Consider the following 17,413-nt stretch of genomic DNA (forward strand, 5'->3'; position numbering starts at 1 on the left):
CTTTTTAACTGCTGAGTGTCCACTATACTAACTAATAATTATAGTTAAAAAACAAAAATATGTATAATTTTTTTGTATCATTTCATTAATATATTTTATGTTTAAATGTTTTTGTATTGAAACATATTACATAAACAAAAATGTTCATAATCGTCTAAATCATAAAAAATAATAATAGTAAAAATTTTTATTACTACAATAAAGCTTTATATTTATAATCAATTCTTTTTATAATTAATTTTAGTAATTAGTAAAATATTTTAAATGTCAATGACTAAAAAGCGTTCTTTACCAAGCTATCAAGTTTTGATACTCTTTTTTTTATTATCTCTAATACTTTTAAATCCATTTGTGATTATCGAAGCAGGTAAAAGAGGTGTTGTTATGAAATTTGGTGAAGTACAAGATCAAAGACTTAATGAAGGGTTACATTTAATCATTCCGATCATCAATACTGTAGAAAAGCTGACTGTTCGGATTCAAAAACAAGATATTTCAGCCGAAGCATCTTCTAAAGATTTACAAGAAGTATTCACAGATGTTGCGCTTAATTGGCATATTATCCCAGCAGAAGTTAATAAAATTTATCAAGAAATTGGTGTGGAAGAACAGGTTATTGAGCGAATTATTAACCCTGCTATAGAAGAAGTATTAAAAGCCGTGATGGCCAAATATACAGCCGAAGAAATTATTACAGAACGAGAAGAAGTCAAAGCACAAGTTGATAATTTATTACAAACTCGTTTATCTAATTATCATATCCAAGTTGATGATCTATCTCTAGTTCATGTGCATTTTTCAGAACGATTTATGGAAGCAGTTGAAGCAAAACAAATCGCTGAACAAGAAGCTAAAAAAGCGGGTTTTACGGTCATTAAAGCACAGAAAGAAGCAGAAGTTATGGTTAATCTTGCTCAAGGTGAAGCTCGTTCCCAAATGTTACTCCAAGAATCCTTGACTCCAGAAATTCTTAAAAAACAAGCAATTGATAAATGGAATGGTAATTTACCGATTGTTATTAGTAATGATGCTTTACAACTATTAGATATGGAAGATTTAATTAAAGCTCCTCAAACTTTTTCTAAATAGCTATTTACAGGCTCAGTTTCTAAAATTTCTTCAAACGCTTGACAAATTCGTGTTTGAAAGCGTTCTCTATGTTTAAGTTTTAAAAAAGGTCGTACCCATTCTAAAGTTTTTGTTTTACCATTTCGATCATCAAGAATTTGAATGGCTCGTAAAGAACCTAACTTTAATTCTTTTTTGATCATCAGTTCAGATATACCTGCTGCGGCTACTCCTGTTTCTACCACTGATTTCACCATTTCACCTGTATTTAAAATTAAAATAATATTTAATTGAGTTTGCTTAATTCCCCAACTTAATAAGGCTTCTTCAAACTGTTGTTGAGTTCCAGATCCTGCTTCTCTCATTACCCAGTCTGTTTGAGTAAGTTCAGATAATAGAACTTTTTTTTGATGATACCAAGGGTGATTTTTCCCAACAATGATTTGCAGACAATCACTAGCGACACTTTTTTGTTCTAAACTGTTTTGCAAGGTTGATTTGACTTCTCCTTCGATTAAACCTAAATCAAATTGTCCCGTTGCTGTACCAAGACAAATTTCTTCGGTATTAGCCAAGGTACAATGAATAGAAATTCCAGGATAAGAATTTTGGAATTGACTGATTTTTTCAGGTAGCCAATAGTTACCAATCGTCAAACTTGAGCCTAATCTTAATTGACCTCGCTGTAAATTATTCAGTTCCTTGAGTCCGCGTTCAGTCAGCATTACTTGTTCAATGATTTTTTGAGCTTCTATCTGTAATAGTTTACCTGCATCAGTTAACTCAATGCGGCGACCAATTCGATGAAAAAGCCTGACACTGTATTCACGTTCTAAATTTTGAATCGCTGCGCTGACAGCAGGTTGTGTCACATAGAGTACTTCAGCCGCACGAGTAAAATGGAGGTGTTCTGCTACAGCCAGAAAGATGCGTAGTTGTTCTATTGTCATTACCGCCATATGGAGTTATGAACTTTGTATGATTTCATGTGTAAATTAATACCTAAGTTAAAATCGGATTTCAAAACAACTCAAATTGATTTACAATACAAATCATAGCGGATTTTTTGGATTTGTACAGGGTTTAATAACTTTTATGTATCAATTCAAAAAAAAGAACATTTGCTCTAATGAGTCAATTCGCTAGATTTAATTGTAGTTTGAGCATCGATTGACTCGTTTTTAGGTCGATTTTTTGGCTTCCTGTATTCACAATCAAAGTTTTTAGCGCATTCACTGCCAATTATGTCCATTTTTTCTTCTAATCAAGAAACTACTCCAAAGGTTAAAAAATACAATTCCTCTCGCATTCGAGATCATCTAGCGAATGAAAGAACTTATTTAGCTTGGATGAGAACAGCGATCGCATTAATGGGTTTTGGAGTGGTTATTATTCGTATACGAGCCTTTCATCCTCCAGAAGTTCCGCGTCCTGGTTATGGCTGGAAACTAGGGTTACTTTTTTCTTTAATGGGTTTATTAACAGTCTTACTCTCAACACAGCACTATTTTGCAGTGCGTCATGACATTGATGAAGATACTTATGAACCTGCCGATCGCTGGGTGATCTTATTTAGTTTAGCAGTTGCCCTTTTAGGAACAGGTATTATCTATTTGGTTTGTGCAAATCCTGTAACGTTTAGTAGTAGCATTTTAACTGAATAAAAAAATAAGCTGTTTTTCTAAACTTCTTGTTTGAAGTAGATTACAGCTTACTTATAAGATCTCTATCCAAGTATCTAAACCTAGAGGAAGTTAATCATAAATTTCAGTTTTTAAGAATTTTTACTGCTGATCATCGACAATAAAGAATTAGCATCCAGAATTTTGAACTGAATTAAGGCGATAATGACCAAAGTATAAAGAGTTGAAGACACTAAACCTGTAAATAGTTCTTTTTTAACATTTCGTGTTTGATTTTGGTTATCCATTAAATTAGCAGCTCCAAATTGGATCATAAGCATTCCAATAATATTAGAGAGCCAGTAGCCAATAATCGTACCAGGGATGAGAAATGAGGGTGTAAATAAATGACAAAGCCAACCAAAACCATAGGCAATAGGAAGATTAAAAACAATATCATTCCACCAGCACAAGGGAGAAAGTAAATAGCCCAGTCCCATTAAAAATATACTTCTAAGTTTTTTAATCATTTTTTTATTTGTTCCTTATCTAAAAAAAAGTTTAAGTCAAATCTAGCCTCATCCATAAGATTGACTCATTATGCAATCCAACGGTAGAGAGCTAAATCAGTAAAATTGATTGATTGTGTATCATAAATGTATTTTAATTATATTGTAAAACAATTGAAATATGTAAATTTTTTGCAACTATCATGAGTGATGCGGCGCAAAGATATTTATCTCTGATCACATCATCGTGTAGAGATACGATATATCCCCTCTCTACGATCAATCTTGGCAAAATCTGTTCATTAAATCTGATAATGCCAGATTTCCTCTTCTCGCAAGATAATGCGGTGTAGAGGAAGGCGTTCAATAAAGCCCTGTTGTTCTAATTGATTGAGTGTTCGGGTAATAGTGACACGTGTCGCCCCTAAGAGATCCGCTAAATCTTGATGAGTTAAACGTAAGTCAATTAGCTGCCCTGAAGCCGATTTACGTCCAAATTTTTGAGCTAACCAGCCTAGGAGTTTAAGTAACATCAAATCAACTTTACGATGAGCGCGAATCACTGTTAATTCTTCTAGTTGTTGCATTTGCGCTAATAAAGTCGCTGTTCGTTGATGACTGTCTTCTAAAGGTATTGCCAAAGCCTGTACTGAAGATAAACACTCGATATGATGAGGATCAATGCGGGTTAATGAAGTCCCCACAATTTCCCCAGGCCCCCATAAACCGATCGTGATCATGATTCCATCTTCAAGCCATGTTGCAGTTCGGATAATTCCGCTTTCGATCTGCCAAAAATGATGGGGTGTATGAGGCAGGAGAGAACGTCTTTCAAAAAAATATTGCTTCTTGAATTCTGGTTTATGCGCCAATGCTTGGGAAATGGTCATGGCAGTCTAAGCTATTGATAAAGTACACTAATCTTATCAAAATAATGTATTTTAATCAAGAGAAATTGATGATTAAGTGCGATCGCATGATCATCAAATCAAGAGCAACAGGGATTATAACTGTTCTAATTTACTTTGATTAACCCAACGCTTCACAAACTCACCGTTCTCTTGCCGAACTCTAATCTGTACTCGCTTCGCCCCTAATTTAACAACTTCAGCAGGAACTTTTTGAATTGCTTCGTGACTATGATGCGCTTTGTAACTCCATACAACTTGTTGCCCGACAACAAAAGTGTTAAGTTGTTCAGACACTTTTGGCAGGAGAGCAAAAAACATGAGATTGATATACATAACTCAATATTGATCATGATCTAAAGTGGACAAGGATAAAAGTAGAGACATTACGCTATCTCTACCCAAAAACTAATCAACTGATTTCGACTGCGGATAGTGATATTGAGCGTCTGATTCATCAAATCGGGCATTAATCGCCGCGATTCCTTGTTTCATTGAGCGCACGATATGAGGTGAACGGAATCTTTGCCAGATAAACCAGCCACAAGTCACAGCTAAATACAATAAGAACAAGTAAGGAAAAATACTATAGGGTGCGGGAGGAACAGGAAACAAACTATTACCAGGGACTCCGACACTACCTAAAATCGGTAGCATCATAAAACAAACACCCAAAAACGAGATGACCAAATCTAACAGACGGAGTTTACCGAGTCGATGCAAGTATACAGGAGCCGCCAGAGAAATCAATACATACACCGTCAAGAATCCAAAAGCACAAATCGCACCCAGATAACCCATACTCTCAAACAGTTTAATGCCAAACATCGACATCAGAGCAGGAACTAGGAAAACAATCAACGAACACATGGTAACGGCAACATGAGGGGTTCGGTTCGATAAATGAGTTCTTCCTAAACGAGAGGAAAATAACCCATGACGTGCCATCAAAAAGAAAATTCTTGACGCAGGATTAATACAACCGAGTATACAAGCAAAGAAACTAGCTAAAGCACCGACAGCTATGAGTTGTCCCAGAAAACCTAATCCGATTTGATTAGCAAGAAATCCCAACGGTTCTTCAGTCGTCGTAATAGAAACGCCCGTTCCCTGAAACGCCATCACTTCGATAAAAGTTGTCGAAATAAAGAAGACTCCCGCAAGTAAGACACTACCAAGAACAGAACGAGGGATTGTTTTAAGAGGGTTTTTCGCTTCATCCCCTAAAGAAGTAGCACTTTCAAAACCAGAAAAGGCAAACATTACCAGCACTAACCCCATAATGACATTGCTTGGTTTGGTGTCTTTGAGGGTTAACTGTGCCATATCGAGCGCAAAACCATGATGCGCCCAAATGATTAAGCACAAAATGGCGATTAAAGTTAGGGAAATTCCTTCCATCCAAAGCATTGCCATCGCCGATAATTGGATATCTTTATAAGCAGCATACCAAGCAATTCCAGCACCGATCGCTAATAACGTAATACTAGAAAGATGAATCCCCAAATAGCCAATAAAAACACTGCTGAAGTTAGCAAAACCGCATAAAGTTGACATTCCAGTGAACAGATAGGCTAAAACCAAACTCCATCCACAAATTACCCCTGCTGTTGGGCCTAAACCTTCCACAATATAAGAATATAATGAGCCAGGAGAAGCCGAACGTCTAGCAAATTGATTAATATTGAGACTGACAAAGACAAGACCGATAATACCAATCACAAAACTAAGCCAAGTGCCATTACCTGAGAGTGCTACCAATAAACCTAGATTTGATGCGGGTATGGTTGTTGGTGCAATCACCGCAAAAGATTGAGCTAAAACTTCTCCAAAAGACAGACAATTGGTTTTAAGTCCGTGTACACTTGAAGTCTCGGGCTTTGTTTGAGTAATCATAATAATACTTTCCGAGGTTTAAATTTTTCTAGATGGGTGCAGCGAGATCAATTAGTCTTGGCTAGGTTGTGTTGCTTGTTCTGTTTTGTGAAACATCATGTAACTAACAATACTGATCACGAGGATGATTAATCTTAAGATCGGATCTTCTAGAGTGTGATTTTCCGACAGAATCGAAACACCCAAGGCAATCAAGACAAAAGGAATGAAATAGGAACCGTAGCGGGTTAAGCTTTCTGCAACGATCGGAATATGAGATAAACGATAGGCGATATAACACCAAACGCCAACTAGGGTAAAGAAGATACTTAGAATGACTACCAAACTTCCCCAGGTGCAATTCGCAAACAAAGGAACATAAATCCCGATATTGTCACCCCCATTAGCGAATGTTACAGCCGCAACACCACAAGCTTGAGGCGACAGATAATTTGTTAAAGGTGAAAATGCTGAGTTTTGTTCAATATTTGGTGTTTCATCAGATTCTTCTTCATCAGTTTCCAACCACTGACGCACCCCTAAAATAATCGGTGTCAGTCCTAAAATACCGATCCAAGATGGAGGGAAAAATATTCCCCCCAAAAAACCCGATAAACTCATTAAAACAAGGATCGTGAAGCCTAAATACTGTCCCATCACAATATGACGACGACGCAACAGAGTATTAACCCGAGAAAAAAAGAGTAATAAGATAAAAATATCATCTAAATTCGTGGCGATAAAAGCTGCAATACCTGTGGGGATAGCCATAATTAGATTGTGCATGGTTTGAATTCCTCGATCAATAACTTAACAATTTCAAGTCTTAACAAGAGTTTTTTGTGGTGAACTATCAACTCATCATTAGCTTGATTGAGTCTCATTTTTTTCATTAATAAATATTTTTTTGTAAGTCTTCGAGCAATTGACTAGCTTCGTTTTGTCTAGATTGATGGGAAATCATATCAAGCCTTCTTATAAGATTTTGCCGAGAGTTGAAGCCATAGAAAAATATCAAAAACTCTTTTAGAATATATAGAGTTAGATAATTCAATATTTGCTTTTTTCTTTACAAATTCATCCTAAAGGAGAGTATTCCATTAAATCAAATATTCTTATTTTTCAAAACGATAAACACAGCTAATGGAAATTGAAATGCTTAAAACATCTTCAATAATCAAATACGGCATATCGATTGACAAACCGTAATATAAAAATTAATTTGTATGAGTAAGACACGCAGCGATCGTCACTCATGAAGGTAGCCTAAAAATATCAAAACTTGCAATGTGATTGATCGTGCATATAATCTCTGTATGATGAGCGCAAACCTAAAAACCGCTAAACTCGCCATCTAAAAATTCTGAGCTTTTTGACAAAAGGGAATAAGGGATCAGCCTATAAGGGGATGAATAAAGAGCGATCGCACTGTTATAAAAGTGATAAAGGTACCTACCATTACTGGTAGGATAAGAAAACTAATGGTTAATTTTTGTATCAAATTAAGTCATGAATATTAAATCATACATATCACGCTTACTTGCGCTTGTTCTAGTTGTTGTTATTGGTTTAGTGGGCTGTTCGAGTCCATCAGGGCTATCGGGGAACTATGGACAAGATACACTTACAGTGATCGGAACTTTAACTCAAGCAATTGATCAACCCGAAGATGCGCCAAATAAAGCAGATATTCAATCCTTAGCACGTCAACAAATTAATGATTATATCTCACGCTATCGTAAGGATACTAAATCGGGTGGATTACGTTCATTTACAACAATGCAAACAGCCGTGAACGCTTTAGCTGGATATTATACCGCTTATGGTAGCCGTCCGATTCCAGAGAAATTAAAAGCCCGTTTAAAACAAGAGTTTAATATTGTTGAACTCTCCTTGAAAAAAGAAGCATAAAAAACAGTCAACAATAAACAGTGATCAGTTAAAGAAAATACTGATAACCGAAAAGGGTTTGATTGTCAAACCCTTTTTTAAGTCTCTAAAATCCTTTAAGTTAATTGTTCCTCTATTTGAATACCTCGGCTGTGCATCGCTAGAGTAAATAAATCTGTTGATAAAACTTGTTCGACTGGATAAACACCAGGCTGATTAATTTTTCCATCTAGTATAAATTGAGCAATCGTTCCCGTACCACAACCTGCGGCGAAAGCAGTATCTTGATGAGCCATTGTTGCAGAATAAATCGCTTTTTGATTATTTTTAGTTCCTTTAATCTCGGCTCGCATGGCTACCCCAATTCCGCTAAAATTATCGGTAACTGAGGTCATGTTGTAACTGACTTTTGAGAAAAATTCTATTCCTTTTTTACTTTCAATCCAACTCTTCGGAAAAACATGAGCCGTAATCCAAGTCAGATGATTATAGAAATCGGGTATCGAACCAAATTTAGTAATAACATTCTTGACATTAAAAGAATCAGCAAACGTATAAGTTTCGGGCATATCAAACCAATAAACTCCCGTTTTTCCATAGGGTTTTGGAAACTGAATGACTTCTCGCTCTGTATAAGGTAAAACTGTTTTCCATTGACTATTTAACCAAGCATCAAAAGGATTTCTTAAACCTAAAAAAGTGGTTCGCATGACGGTAATTCCTGCACCCCCAGAACCTGCAACGACATAACTTAAATGAATGGTTTCTGCTGTATCTAATTTTTCAATACCTTGACGAACTATACTATTAGAAATACCTGGGAAAATACCTGTATTTAAAACGGCTGTTACCCCTGCTTTGATTGCATCTTCTTGATAAGGGACTAATTTTTGATAAAACGAACGATGATCGCTAACATCAATATAATTAACTTTTTCATCAATACAAGTTTTTAAGACAGTCTCATCACGATAATGAAATGGCCCTGCACAATGAATCACTAAATTTGCCTCTTTAATCGCTTCTCTAAGTCGTTTTATTTCACTTAAATCTAATTCTAAAAATTGTAGATTTGGCTTAGAAACAATTTGTTTTTGAGTACGTCCAGTAATGGTAACCTCTGCATCCGTATGCGTTAGAAGATCTTGAGCGACACTTTTACCGATTCGTCCTTGACCACCTAAAATTAATACTTTTTGTTGTGACATTTAAAGATTCTCCTAATTTTTTGAACTGATATTTTTTGGACTTGGTGACCAAGCCCATACAAGGGTCACTAAACCCTAATAAATAAGGGAAAAATAATGAAAAATCTCAATACATGGTATTAGAATATATTATTAAACATAACATGATCGAGATTCTTTTGTAGAGGTTTGATCGCTAAACCATTAAGTTTCTAAATGTTTTTTAACAAACAAGATTAAGCTCAAAAAATCTCTTGTTTATTTTTAAGCGGATAAAGACTGGCAATGACTGCAATCATTAACCACCATAAAGTGCTAACTTGTGGGCGATACCAAACTGTATCAAAGAAACCATGTGTTAAAATGCCAGCCATCCCCGCGATCGCAGCAATTAACCAAAATCCTTGTAAGTTATCTTGTTTTTGTAATCCTTGCAGTCGCCACACTCCAGTACTAAAGCTAATACCGAGTAAGCTCAAGAAACAGGTTAAACCAATCAAACCCGTTTCTACTGCCGTTTCTAAATAGATCGAATAAGCACTCAACGCCGAAAAGCGAGGCTTCATATACAAAGGATACACTTGATTAAACGCTTCATTACCAGGGCCAATCCCCAAAACAGGACGTGCTTTAATCATGTTAATCACAGATTCCCAAACATTGAGCCGAAAATTATTACTACTGTCATCTCGTCCTGCAAACATACTCAAAATACGGATGCGTAAGGGTTCAATAAAGATAAAGCCTCCCAGTAACATAATTCCCAAAAACCCTAAAACCAAAGGTAATAACCAAGTTCGCCAAAAGGGTGATAAAGAATGCCGAAACCAGACATACAGCAAGATCATAAAGACGACCATTAAAGCCATCATGCCAAGCCAACCGCCTCGACTATCGGTAAAATATAGACAAGCTGAGTTGATGACAAACAGTAATCCTGCTAAAGCTTTGGGTAACCATCCCTGCCACACAAAAACAGCCGCGAGACTAAATGCGATTGCAGGTAATAAATAAGCAGCAAGTAAATTAGGATTTCCTAAATAGCTATATGCTCTCGTATCCCCCGCCATTTCCGAAGTAGGATCGTTCCATGTCGCTAATTGTTCGGCCCCAAAGATTTCCTGACGAATCCCATATACACTAACAATAGCCGCCACTAACAGAAAAGCGGTAACTACTCCGTTTCTCCGACGGGTTGAACGTAAAACCCTTGAAGTTAAGGCAAAAAAGACCAAATAAAGCGTTAACTTAATCCATCCACTTAAGGCTGCTGCTTTGACTGGAGATAAAGCAACGGCTAAGGTAGCGATTAACCAGTACAAAAACACTAGCAAATGAATCGGTGTACTTTCAAAGGGATTCTGTTCAGAAATTGTTAAAAGAACCCAATAGAGAGCAATACACAACAGGAGAACACCGATTAAACTGGTGGCACTAAAAGGAGCGATCGCAATCAGTACACTAATCAAAACCGCGCCAATTTCTTCCGACCATTGTAATAAAAAACTGGAGTCGCGCCATCGACTAAAAATACCAAGCGATCGATAAATATAACTAGACTGTCGCCACTGAAGCGGAATAAGACTATCTAGGGTCAATTGTTTCAAGATGGCTATCATAGAACATTATAAATAATTGATACATGGGATTTAAGCAGACCAAGCGTTGTTTTGTCTACTGCTCCTATGACGACCAATTTAAGCTAAATGTTTTGCGAGAACCGATCGCGGTGCGTGACGAACCCGACATTTAATCGTCTCTTTCCCTAGACGTTGATGCGCTTCAAAACGATGACAACCCGAAAAACCGTAGTATGTGCCATCGACTTCTAAAACGTCAATCGGTTCATGTAAACCTTCTCTTTCAATTGATTCCATCAACGCTTGTACTTTTTGCGGATCGTTTTGTCGAGGTAATGGACGACGAATTTGAGCGATTGGAATTTCTTTGACTTCCATTGATCTGTAAAAAACTGATTCTTTCTTTGATCTTAACGTAAATTTCAAGTCTGACCGACGACGCTCATCATAGAAGAATAATTCTACTGATTTAATGACCAAAAGCCAATTAACTTTAGACTTTAGAGTGCCAATTGGTTCGGTCTAGACGATAAACCAAGCAGTCATCCTCACCAAACCGTCGAGGCTCAATAAATTGGAAGCCAAGACGTTCGTAGAAGTGGTGAGCGCGATGATTACTGGCAAGGGGATCAACAAGGATAGCCGATACTGAAGAGTCGGCAAAACATCGCTTAATGGCAAGCTGCATCATCTTTGTTCCATAACCTTTGCCTAAATCTCCCTCATCGCCGAGCCAAATGTCTATCGCTCGAAGATCTGCTGCAACCTCACCCCAATAATGCTCCTCCTCACGCGCTGGATCAATAATCTCGATAAATCCGATCGGACGATCTTCTAGTTCAGCAATTAATTGCTCTCTCCAATCAGGATTTCGACCAAGTTCTACTTCCCAACCCCAGTCATCGTTAGGATCACTCTCAATCACATGAGGTTGCTCATCCCAGTGACGCAACAACTCTAAATCAGCAAGGTTAGCAGGGCGCAGGGTAATCATAGCTTTTTTTAAAATTAAAATTGTCAACTTTAAGCCGATTTTAGGGAATTATTACACTAAGCAGAGTTGGTCTTGTATTGATTGGAACGGTTGTGAAACCCAGTGCGTCAAAACTTAATCTTCTTTACTAATGCCTATTTTCTTTCATTAGCGATTTTGTACTATTAATTTTTGTAACAAATTCGTTTTAATCAAGGAAAATAGGATAATGCTAAACTCTTAAAAAAGCAATCATCAAGAAAAAATGGAGACAAGTTCATCGAATCTTACTTTAATTAGAGCCGCTAAACGCATTTATCGAACCTACCACGTTTTGCACTCTAAAATCAATCGTCAACCTCAAGGAGTCGCCATTCATCGAGACAGTCATCGGGGTCAATTAATTTTTAGAACTAAACCCATTTTGTTACCTGGAGAATCTTTTATTCCCGTCAAACAACTTGAATCTGAAAACGGGTAAAAGCAGACGCACACCCAAAAAATCAGCCAACTCGCCTACAACTGACCTCTTATTGAGGTAGAGATTGATCTTGTAATCAAACTTAGGCTAGTTAATGGAAACCCTCTTAAACTTTGTTCTAACCTCATTTGTTTTTATTTTTGGTGCATCGGTAGGCAGTTTTTTAAACGTTGTCATCTATCGAGTACCTGCCGAATTATCTTTGTTATACCCGCCGTCTCGTTGTCCGAAATGCTTGCATCAACTGGGCAAAACCGAAAATATTCCCGTGTTGGGATGGTTACGTTTAGGAGGAAAATGTCGCTGGTGCAAAAACCCGATTTCCGCACGATACCCCATTGTCGAAGCTGTTTGCGGGATCTTATTTTGTTTAATATTTTGGCAATATACTTTTAGTTGGACAACCCTTGGTTATTGGGTATTAGTTTCTTGGCTTTTAGTTCTAAGTTTGATTGATTTTGATACAATGACCCTACCAAATGTACTAACTCAGTCTGGATTAGTATTAGGACTTTTGTTTCAACTCATGCTTGGATGGCAAAATGGAAATTTAATTCAGAGTTTGATGTTAGGAATTGGTAGTGCAGTATTAGGACTCTGGTTATTTGATATGATTCGCTTTTCAGGTGAAATTGCATTAGGACAGCCTGCGATGGGTGGCGGTGATCCTAAACTAGCCGCAATGATTGGGACTTGGTTGGGATGGCAAGCTTTACTCGTGACCGCCTTTTTAGCGTGTATATTGGGTTCAATCGGTGGAGTATTCGCCATGTTTTTAGGACGGCTCAATCGTGGTCAACCGATGCCGTTTGGCCCCTATCTTGCTCTCGGTGCCGTCTTGACAATCTTTTGGGGTAATACGATGATTGCTACATATAAATCTTTATTTTTCCCTCTACTCTAGAAAAATTGAGAAGTTACAACTCTTGATAGAATAAGATCTGTGTCCTGGATTACGATTAGAACAACATCAGCCCGTTGGGAGGCCGAATTAATGCAGCAAATCTTGTCAGCTTATGACATTCCCAGTCGTGTCCTAGATATTGGCTTAGGGATTTATTGCGGACAAGGAAGTCAAGCTGCATTGCAAGTACGCTCCTGGGATCAGTGGACAGCATTGCTTTTATTGAGTTCACCAGAAGATTAATTTTGGCTCTCGTGTGAAGTGGCAGAGGATTGTTTAGGTTAATATTATGTCTATATTTGATTGGTTTGCAAATCGAGAAAAATCAGAACCCCGTGTCCGTCAACAGCAAGAACGAGAAATTGCGGACGGTTTATGGACAAAATGCGAAGCCTGTGGTGCATTGTCTTATACTAAGGACTTACAAGCCAATCAATTAGTCTGTCTTGAATGTGATCACCATGAACGTGTGGACGGCGATGAACGCATTCAACAACTTATTGATCCCGATACTTGGATCGTTCTTAATGAACATATTCAGCCGACTGATCCCCTAAAGTTTAAGGATCGCAAACCCTACAGCGATCGCCTTAAAGACTATCAAGAAAAAACAGGTCTTACCGATGCGGTTCATAGTGGTACAGGTTTACTAGATGGTTTGCCCGTTGCTCTAGGAGTAATGGACTTTCGCTTTATGGGCGGTAGTATGGGATCAGTCGTCGGTGAAAAAATTTGCCGTCTCACAGAACACGCAACAGCCGAACGTTTACCCCTTATTATCGTTTGTGCATCGGGTGGCGCAAGAATGCAAGAGGGAATGTTAAGTCTGATGCAGATGGCTAAAATTTCAGGTGCGCTACAACGGCATCGAGAAGCTAAGTTATTGTATATCCCTATTCTGACTCATCCGACATTAGGCGGGGTAACGGCTAGTTTTGCGATGTTGGGAGATATTATTATCGCCGAACCACAAGCTACTATCGGTTTTGCAGGTAGACGAGTTATTGAACAAACCATCCGCGAAAAATTACCCGAAGATTTCCAAACTTCAGAATATCTTCTCAAACACGGGTTTATTGATACGATCGTTTCTCGAACTCAGCTTAAACGGACTTTGGCTCAACTGATTAGTTTACATCAGCCTTTTTTTCCTTTACCTTCTTCAATGAAAACGGAAAAGCATCCAGAACCTGAATTAGTCCATTTGGATGCTAAACAACTGTAACGATAGAAGATTGTGGGGTTTGAAAATTAAACCCCCTATACTCTAATAAATAACTCCTAATGCACCTGCACCTGCTGATGCGATCGCCGATAACAGAGCCGTAAAGAACAACCACCAAGAGGCGGTAGCTGCGGCTTTACGGGTTTCTTCAAGTTGTTTTTGTGCATCTTCTTTCATTTTTTCGAGACGATACTGTGTTTCTCGTCCGATGCGATCAGCGCGTTGTAAGATCCGATCGCGGGTTCCCTCAACTTGAGAAATCAAACGTTCTGCATCAGCTTGAGAGATATCATCACGAGAACTGATAACCGCTACCAATGTATCTCGATCTAATTGAGAGAAGCGATCGCGCAGAGCATCAAAACCTGCTTGGGGATCATCAAACAAAGTTCGCAAATCTGTTTTAATTCCGTCGTAATTAAGCTCAGGACGTTCTAAGCTATTCAGATAATCCCGAATACTATTAAGGATGCGATCAATTGCTGATTGTAATTGTTTTTGGATTGTTTGTAATTGTTCGATCGTACGTTCACGAACCACTAAAATTTGATCCACAATGCGTTTCGCGTCTGCTTCGGAAATATCTTCGCGTTGTGAGATTAAAGCAATCAAAGACTCGCGATCAATCTTAGAAAGACGATCCTGTAAGCTTTCTACACCCGCACGAGGATCATTTAAAAGTAACTGTACGTCTCGTTTGATTCCTTCAGGGTTGAATTCTTCCTTATCGGTAGAACGGAGATAATCAGCGATCGTACTCTGAAAATCTTGTACTTTTTGTTGTGTACGTCTTGCTAAACGACGAGGGGCATTCCCTATCTCTTGTAAAGTACTCTGAACATTATCAATCACTTGATTAACTTGTGTTTCGCTGAGATCTTCACGTTGGGAAAGTAATTTAACTAACGTATCACGATCCATTCTCGCTAAACGACTTCTGATCGCTTTTGCCCCTTCACTAGGATCATCAAGCAGTTTTTTGAGATCGCGTTGAATTCCTTCGGGGTTAAGTTCTTCCTTGCCTGTAGAACGTAAATAATCTGAAATAGAATTAACCGTTTGATCGTACTGATCTTTTGCTTTTCCTGCAAGTTCTTGGGGTGCATGGCGAACCGATGACCAAGTATTTTCGATTTGATCAATGACTTGGTTAACTTGTTCTGTGCTTAAGTCTTCACGGGTTGAAAGGAGTTGAACTAAAGATCACGATCAAAACGAGAAGCACGCGCTCTTAGTGCATTTGTACCTGCTTGGGGATCATCGAGCAAGAGTTGAATTTCTCGTTTAATAGCATCGGGGTTTAATTCTTCTTTGTGAGTATCTTTGAGATAGCTTTGCACCTTGAGCCATTGTTGATCAATTTTAGCTTTGATAGCTTCTCCTGCATCTAATGTTTCTCGTTCGACTTGTTTTTGAACGGTTTCTAGAGAAGGAATAATGATCGATATATCTTCGGGTGCTAGATCAGCGCGTGTCTCCAAGATATCTTTGTATGTGAGATAGTCGAGTTGCGAAAGTCGTTTGACTAGGCGATCGCTATCACTACTAGGATCTTCTAGAATGGGTTTAAAATTGAGTTGAATTTTTTCTGGGACGAGATCAGATGCAGGAGTATTAAGTAAATAGTGTTCGACATCAGCAAGCAATGTCAGAGTTTTTTCTCGTTCTATTGCTGCTTGTGTCGTCGCCATTGTTTCTAAGCGAATATCTTCTAAAATATTAGCTGTAGATTCAATTTGATCTTGAGTTAGTAAACCTTTCTGCTCTAACCAATTGACAAAATCGGAACGTTTTAAACCTTCTAACTCATATGCCATCATTTCAGGGTTAGCATCAGAATCATAAATCAACTGCTGAACTTCACGTTTAAGGGTAGTGGGTTTGAGTTGCCAGTTGTAAGCATTAAGCAGATAATTTTCAAGATCCGTCCGAATGGGGCTATAGTCACTTTTTTGATTGACTTGAGCTACTAATTTATCTTTTTGCTCACCTGCATAACCTTTAAGTTTTTGCAGTTGATTGAGTACTTTTTCTGCATCTAATTCTGATAAATCTGTCCGTCCTAAAACTAAGCCCATCAAAGAGTTTAAACTAAAGGTAAGAGCTTGAGATCCCCCTTGATCTGAAGATTGATTCCCTTGACGCATTTGTTCAACGAGTGAATCAATTTGCTCACCTAGTTTACCCCCGATCAATTCGCCTGGTGCGGCTGATCTCAAATAATCCACTAAAGACTCTATGGAATTTTTGGGTTTTTGCTGTCCTACTTTTTGCTTCCATGCCTTTTCGAGTTGCGTGGCTAATTGTTCTGCATCTCGTTTTGATAAATCAGTGCGATCGCTAATTAATTGAGCAAAGGTTTGACGATCTATATTGGGTAAATTTCCACTCTCTAAAACTTCATTAAATTCTGATGTATTGAGTAGCTTGTCAAAATCATTCCGAATACCTTGCCAATTTAATTCAGGGGTTCGTAATCTTTCGATATAATCTTGTACATTTTCTTTTAACGTTTCTGCATCAATGGCTGATCCCAACTCGCGTCTAACGGCTGCGGCTGCGGCTTCTGCGGTATTGACGACTTGTTTGCTCATCGCTTGTGAACCTACCATCGCTGCGGCAGTTCCCCAGATAGCTTGAAAACCAGAAGTAGCCGTATTGACGACTGAACCAATTAAAGATCCAACAGTAGAAGAACTGATCCAAACTAATAATGTAAAATAAGTTGCCCAGATCACTAATCCTATAATTGCACCCAAACCAGGAGAGACAAATAAACTTAGTTTAACTGCAAAAAATGATGCTGCAAATAAAGAAATCATCACACTAATAAGTGTTCCTAAACCGACGGCTAAACCGATTTTACGAACGGTTCCACCAAAGCTCCCCGATGAGTTTTCGGAATGGGATGACGAACCACCTGCTAAAGAGATTCCCGCCGCAACACCTAAATTTGTAAACAAAAGTTGAAAGGCAAAAGCTAGAACAACACCTGCTATCAAAGCCGTAAAAAATTGCGGACCACTAAATACAAAAGATGCTTCTTCTGCTGAATTTATAGTTGTCTCAGGTTGTATTTGTGCCAATTCAAAGGGTAACAGAGAAATTTTCTGTATGATTATATTTTCTAAAAACATGATGAGCCTCTTGATGGAATAAGTTCTGTGTGTAAAAAAATCTTTAGTTGTAGT

Annotated in this window: 19 protein-coding genes; 7 read left to right on the top strand and 12 right to left on the bottom strand. The window is 38.0% G+C overall.

Features of this window, described 5'->3' with window-relative positions:
- The first annotated feature begins 270 nt into the window (after positions 1 to 270).
- The gene (locus tag CFPU101_RS08850; protein WP_374191940.1) at positions 271 to 1,089 is read left to right on the top strand and encodes a prohibitin family protein; all 819 of its coding nucleotides are present in this window, start codon (positions 271 to 273) and stop codon (positions 1,087 to 1,089) included.
- Here the strand turns inward: CFPU101_RS08850 and CFPU101_RS08855 are convergent.
- Positions 1,071 to 2,027: a LysR family transcriptional regulator gene (locus CFPU101_RS08855; RefSeq protein WP_206815000.1), complete on the bottom strand. Its 957-nt coding sequence runs from the start codon at positions 2,025 to 2,027 to the stop codon at positions 1,071 to 1,073. The genes CFPU101_RS08850 and CFPU101_RS08855 overlap by 19 nt on opposite strands.
- Before the next feature lie 285 nt (positions 2,028 to 2,312).
- On the opposite strand from CFPU101_RS08855, the gene CFPU101_RS08860 reads away from it, so the two are divergent.
- Positions 2,313 to 2,732: a YidH family protein gene (locus CFPU101_RS08860; protein ID WP_206815001.1), complete on the top strand. Its 420-nt coding sequence runs from the start codon at positions 2,313 to 2,315 to the stop codon at positions 2,730 to 2,732.
- A 110-nt stretch (positions 2,733 to 2,842) separates the two neighbouring features.
- On the opposite strand, the gene CFPU101_RS08865 is transcribed toward CFPU101_RS08860, so the two are convergent.
- The 5 genes from CFPU101_RS08865 to CFPU101_RS08885 form a co-directional block, all read right to left on the bottom strand.
- On the bottom strand, positions 2,843 to 3,220 hold the full coding sequence (locus CFPU101_RS08865) for a hypothetical protein (protein ID WP_206815002.1): 378 nt from the start codon (positions 3,218 to 3,220) through the stop codon (positions 2,843 to 2,845).
- Between the two features lie 281 nt (positions 3,221 to 3,501).
- Positions 3,502 to 4,089 carry a Crp/Fnr family transcriptional regulator gene (locus CFPU101_RS08870; protein WP_206815003.1) on the bottom strand — a complete coding sequence of 196 codons (588 nt, stop codon included), beginning with the start codon at positions 4,087 to 4,089 and terminating at the stop codon, positions 3,502 to 3,504.
- A 114-nt stretch (positions 4,090 to 4,203) separates the two neighbouring features.
- A complete protein-coding gene (locus CFPU101_RS08875) occupies positions 4,204 to 4,428 on the bottom strand; it encodes a hypothetical protein (protein ID WP_206815004.1) in 225 nt (74 codons plus the stop codon).
- Between the two features lie 87 nt (positions 4,429 to 4,515).
- Positions 4,516 to 6,003 carry an APC family permease gene (locus tag CFPU101_RS08880; RefSeq protein ID WP_206815005.1) on the bottom strand — a complete coding sequence of 496 codons (1,488 nt, stop codon included), beginning with the start codon at positions 6,001 to 6,003 and terminating at the stop codon, positions 4,516 to 4,518.
- A 51-nt stretch (positions 6,004 to 6,054) separates the two neighbouring features.
- Positions 6,055 to 6,768 (bottom strand): cadmium resistance transporter, encoded by a 714-nt coding sequence (locus tag CFPU101_RS08885; protein WP_206815006.1) that lies wholly within the window; start codon positions 6,766 to 6,768, stop codon positions 6,055 to 6,057.
- Between the two features lie 723 nt (positions 6,769 to 7,491).
- Between CFPU101_RS08885 and psb27 the strand changes: the two genes are divergently transcribed.
- The gene (psb27, locus tag CFPU101_RS08890) at positions 7,492 to 7,893 is read left to right on the top strand and encodes a photosystem II protein Psb27 (protein ID WP_206815007.1); all 402 of its coding nucleotides are present in this window, start codon (positions 7,492 to 7,494) and stop codon (positions 7,891 to 7,893) included.
- A gap of 95 nt (positions 7,894 to 7,988) precedes the next feature.
- Here psb27 and CFPU101_RS08895 read toward each other — a convergent pair whose 3' ends face one another.
- The 4 genes from CFPU101_RS08895 to CFPU101_RS08910 form a co-directional block, all read right to left on the bottom strand.
- On the bottom strand, positions 7,989 to 9,080 hold the full coding sequence (locus CFPU101_RS08895; RefSeq protein ID WP_206815008.1) for a saccharopine dehydrogenase family protein: 1,092 nt from the start codon (positions 9,078 to 9,080) through the stop codon (positions 7,989 to 7,991).
- 221 nt (positions 9,081 to 9,301) lie between these two features.
- Entirely contained in the window at positions 9,302 to 10,678 is a 1,377-nt protein-coding gene (locus tag CFPU101_RS08900; protein WP_206815009.1) for an IctB family putative bicarbonate transporter, read from the bottom strand.
- Positions 10,679 to 10,756: 78 nt separating this feature from the next.
- Positions 10,757 to 11,017: a ParB N-terminal domain-containing protein gene (locus CFPU101_RS08905; RefSeq protein ID WP_206815010.1), complete on the bottom strand. Its 261-nt coding sequence runs from the start codon at positions 11,015 to 11,017 to the stop codon at positions 10,757 to 10,759.
- Positions 11,018 to 11,132: 115 nt separating this feature from the next.
- Positions 11,133 to 11,633, bottom strand: coding sequence for a GNAT family N-acetyltransferase (locus CFPU101_RS08910; protein ID WP_206815011.1), 501 nt, complete (start codon positions 11,631 to 11,633; stop codon positions 11,133 to 11,135).
- Positions 11,634 to 11,877: 244 nt separating this feature from the next.
- Here CFPU101_RS08910 and CFPU101_RS08915 point away from each other — a divergent pair, with 244 nt between their 5' ends.
- The 4 genes from CFPU101_RS08915 to accD all read left to right on the top strand — a co-directional run bounded on the left by CFPU101_RS08915 (position 11,878) and on the right by accD (position 14,222).
- Positions 11,878 to 12,093 carry a hypothetical protein gene (locus CFPU101_RS08915; protein ID WP_206815012.1) on the top strand — a complete coding sequence of 72 codons (216 nt, stop codon included), beginning with the start codon at positions 11,878 to 11,880 and terminating at the stop codon, positions 12,091 to 12,093.
- A gap of 94 nt (positions 12,094 to 12,187) precedes the next feature.
- On the top strand, positions 12,188 to 12,997 hold the full coding sequence (locus CFPU101_RS08920; protein ID WP_206815013.1) for an A24 family peptidase: 810 nt from the start codon (positions 12,188 to 12,190) through the stop codon (positions 12,995 to 12,997).
- A gap of 39 nt (positions 12,998 to 13,036) precedes the next feature.
- Complete coding sequence (locus CFPU101_RS08925) at positions 13,037 to 13,240, top strand: hypothetical protein (protein WP_206815122.1); 204 nt, start codon at positions 13,037 to 13,039, stop codon at positions 13,238 to 13,240.
- Between the two features lie 46 nt (positions 13,241 to 13,286).
- Entirely contained in the window at positions 13,287 to 14,222 is a 936-nt protein-coding gene (gene accD, locus CFPU101_RS08930) for an acetyl-CoA carboxylase, carboxyltransferase subunit beta (protein WP_206815014.1), read from the top strand.
- A 42-nt stretch (positions 14,223 to 14,264) separates the two neighbouring features.
- Here the strand turns inward: accD and CFPU101_RS25500 are convergent, their stop codons facing one another.
- Both CFPU101_RS25500 and CFPU101_RS25505 read right to left on the bottom strand, forming a co-directional pair.
- A complete protein-coding gene (locus tag CFPU101_RS25500) occupies positions 14,265 to 15,143 on the bottom strand; it encodes a hypothetical protein (RefSeq protein ID WP_242577839.1) in 879 nt (292 codons plus the stop codon).
- A 275-nt stretch (positions 15,144 to 15,418) separates the two neighbouring features.
- A complete protein-coding gene (locus CFPU101_RS25505) occupies positions 15,419 to 17,359 on the bottom strand; it encodes a hypothetical protein (RefSeq protein ID WP_242577841.1) in 1,941 nt (646 codons plus the stop codon).
- Positions 17,360 to 17,413: the final 54 nt, after the last annotated feature.

It is taken from the genome of Chroococcus sp. FPU101 (assembly GCF_017312365.1).
GTDB lineage: Bacteria > Cyanobacteriota > Cyanobacteriia > Cyanobacteriales > Microcystaceae > Chroococcus.

Excerpts from the sequence above, each read along its gene's own strand:
- CFPU101_RS08915 (WP_206815012.1), top strand. The coding sequence starts at position 11,878 with ATGGAGACAAGTTCATCGAATCTTACTTTAATTAGAGCCGCTAAACGC.
- CFPU101_RS08870 (WP_206815003.1), bottom strand. The coding sequence starts at position 4,089 with ATGACCATTTCCCAAGCATTGGCGCATAAACCAGAATTCAAGAAGCAA.
- CFPU101_RS25505 (WP_242577841.1), bottom strand. The coding sequence starts at position 17,359 with ATGTTTTTAGAAAATATAATCATACAGAAAATTTCTCTGTTACCCTTT.
- CFPU101_RS08910 (WP_206815011.1), bottom strand. The coding sequence starts at position 11,633 with ATGATTACCCTGCGCCCTGCTAACCTTGCTGATTTAGAGTTGTTGCGT.
- CFPU101_RS08885 (WP_206815006.1), bottom strand. The coding sequence starts at position 6,768 with ATGCACAATCTAATTATGGCTATCCCCACAGGTATTGCAGCTTTTATC.
- CFPU101_RS08855 (WP_206815000.1), bottom strand. The coding sequence starts at position 2,027 with ATGGCGGTAATGACAATAGAACAACTACGCATCTTTCTGGCTGTAGCA.
- CFPU101_RS08865 (WP_206815002.1), bottom strand. The coding sequence starts at position 3,220 with ATGATTAAAAAACTTAGAAGTATATTTTTAATGGGACTGGGCTATTTA.
- CFPU101_RS08860 (WP_206815001.1), top strand. The coding sequence starts at position 2,313 with ATGTCCATTTTTTCTTCTAATCAAGAAACTACTCCAAAGGTTAAAAAA.
- CFPU101_RS08880 (WP_206815005.1), bottom strand. The coding sequence starts at position 6,003 with ATGATTACTCAAACAAAGCCCGAGACTTCAAGTGTACACGGACTTAAA.
- CFPU101_RS08875 (WP_206815004.1), bottom strand. The coding sequence starts at position 4,428 with ATGTTTTTTGCTCTCCTGCCAAAAGTGTCTGAACAACTTAACACTTTT.
- CFPU101_RS25500 (WP_242577839.1), bottom strand. The coding sequence starts at position 15,143 with ATGGATCGTGATACGTTAGTTAAATTACTTTCCCAACGTGAAGATCTC.
- CFPU101_RS08850 (WP_374191940.1), top strand. The coding sequence starts at position 271 with ATGACTAAAAAGCGTTCTTTACCAAGCTATCAAGTTTTGATACTCTTT.
- psb27 (WP_206815007.1), top strand. The coding sequence starts at position 7,492 with ATGAATATTAAATCATACATATCACGCTTACTTGCGCTTGTTCTAGTT.
- CFPU101_RS08905 (WP_206815010.1), bottom strand. The coding sequence starts at position 11,017 with ATGGAAGTCAAAGAAATTCCAATCGCTCAAATTCGTCGTCCATTACCT.
- CFPU101_RS08920 (WP_206815013.1), top strand. The coding sequence starts at position 12,188 with ATGGAAACCCTCTTAAACTTTGTTCTAACCTCATTTGTTTTTATTTTT.
- CFPU101_RS08900 (WP_206815009.1), bottom strand. The coding sequence starts at position 10,678 with ATGATAGCCATCTTGAAACAATTGACCCTAGATAGTCTTATTCCGCTT.
- accD (WP_206815014.1), top strand. The coding sequence starts at position 13,287 with ATGTCTATATTTGATTGGTTTGCAAATCGAGAAAAATCAGAACCCCGT.
- CFPU101_RS08895 (WP_206815008.1), bottom strand. The coding sequence starts at position 9,080 with ATGTCACAACAAAAAGTATTAATTTTAGGTGGTCAAGGACGAATCGGT.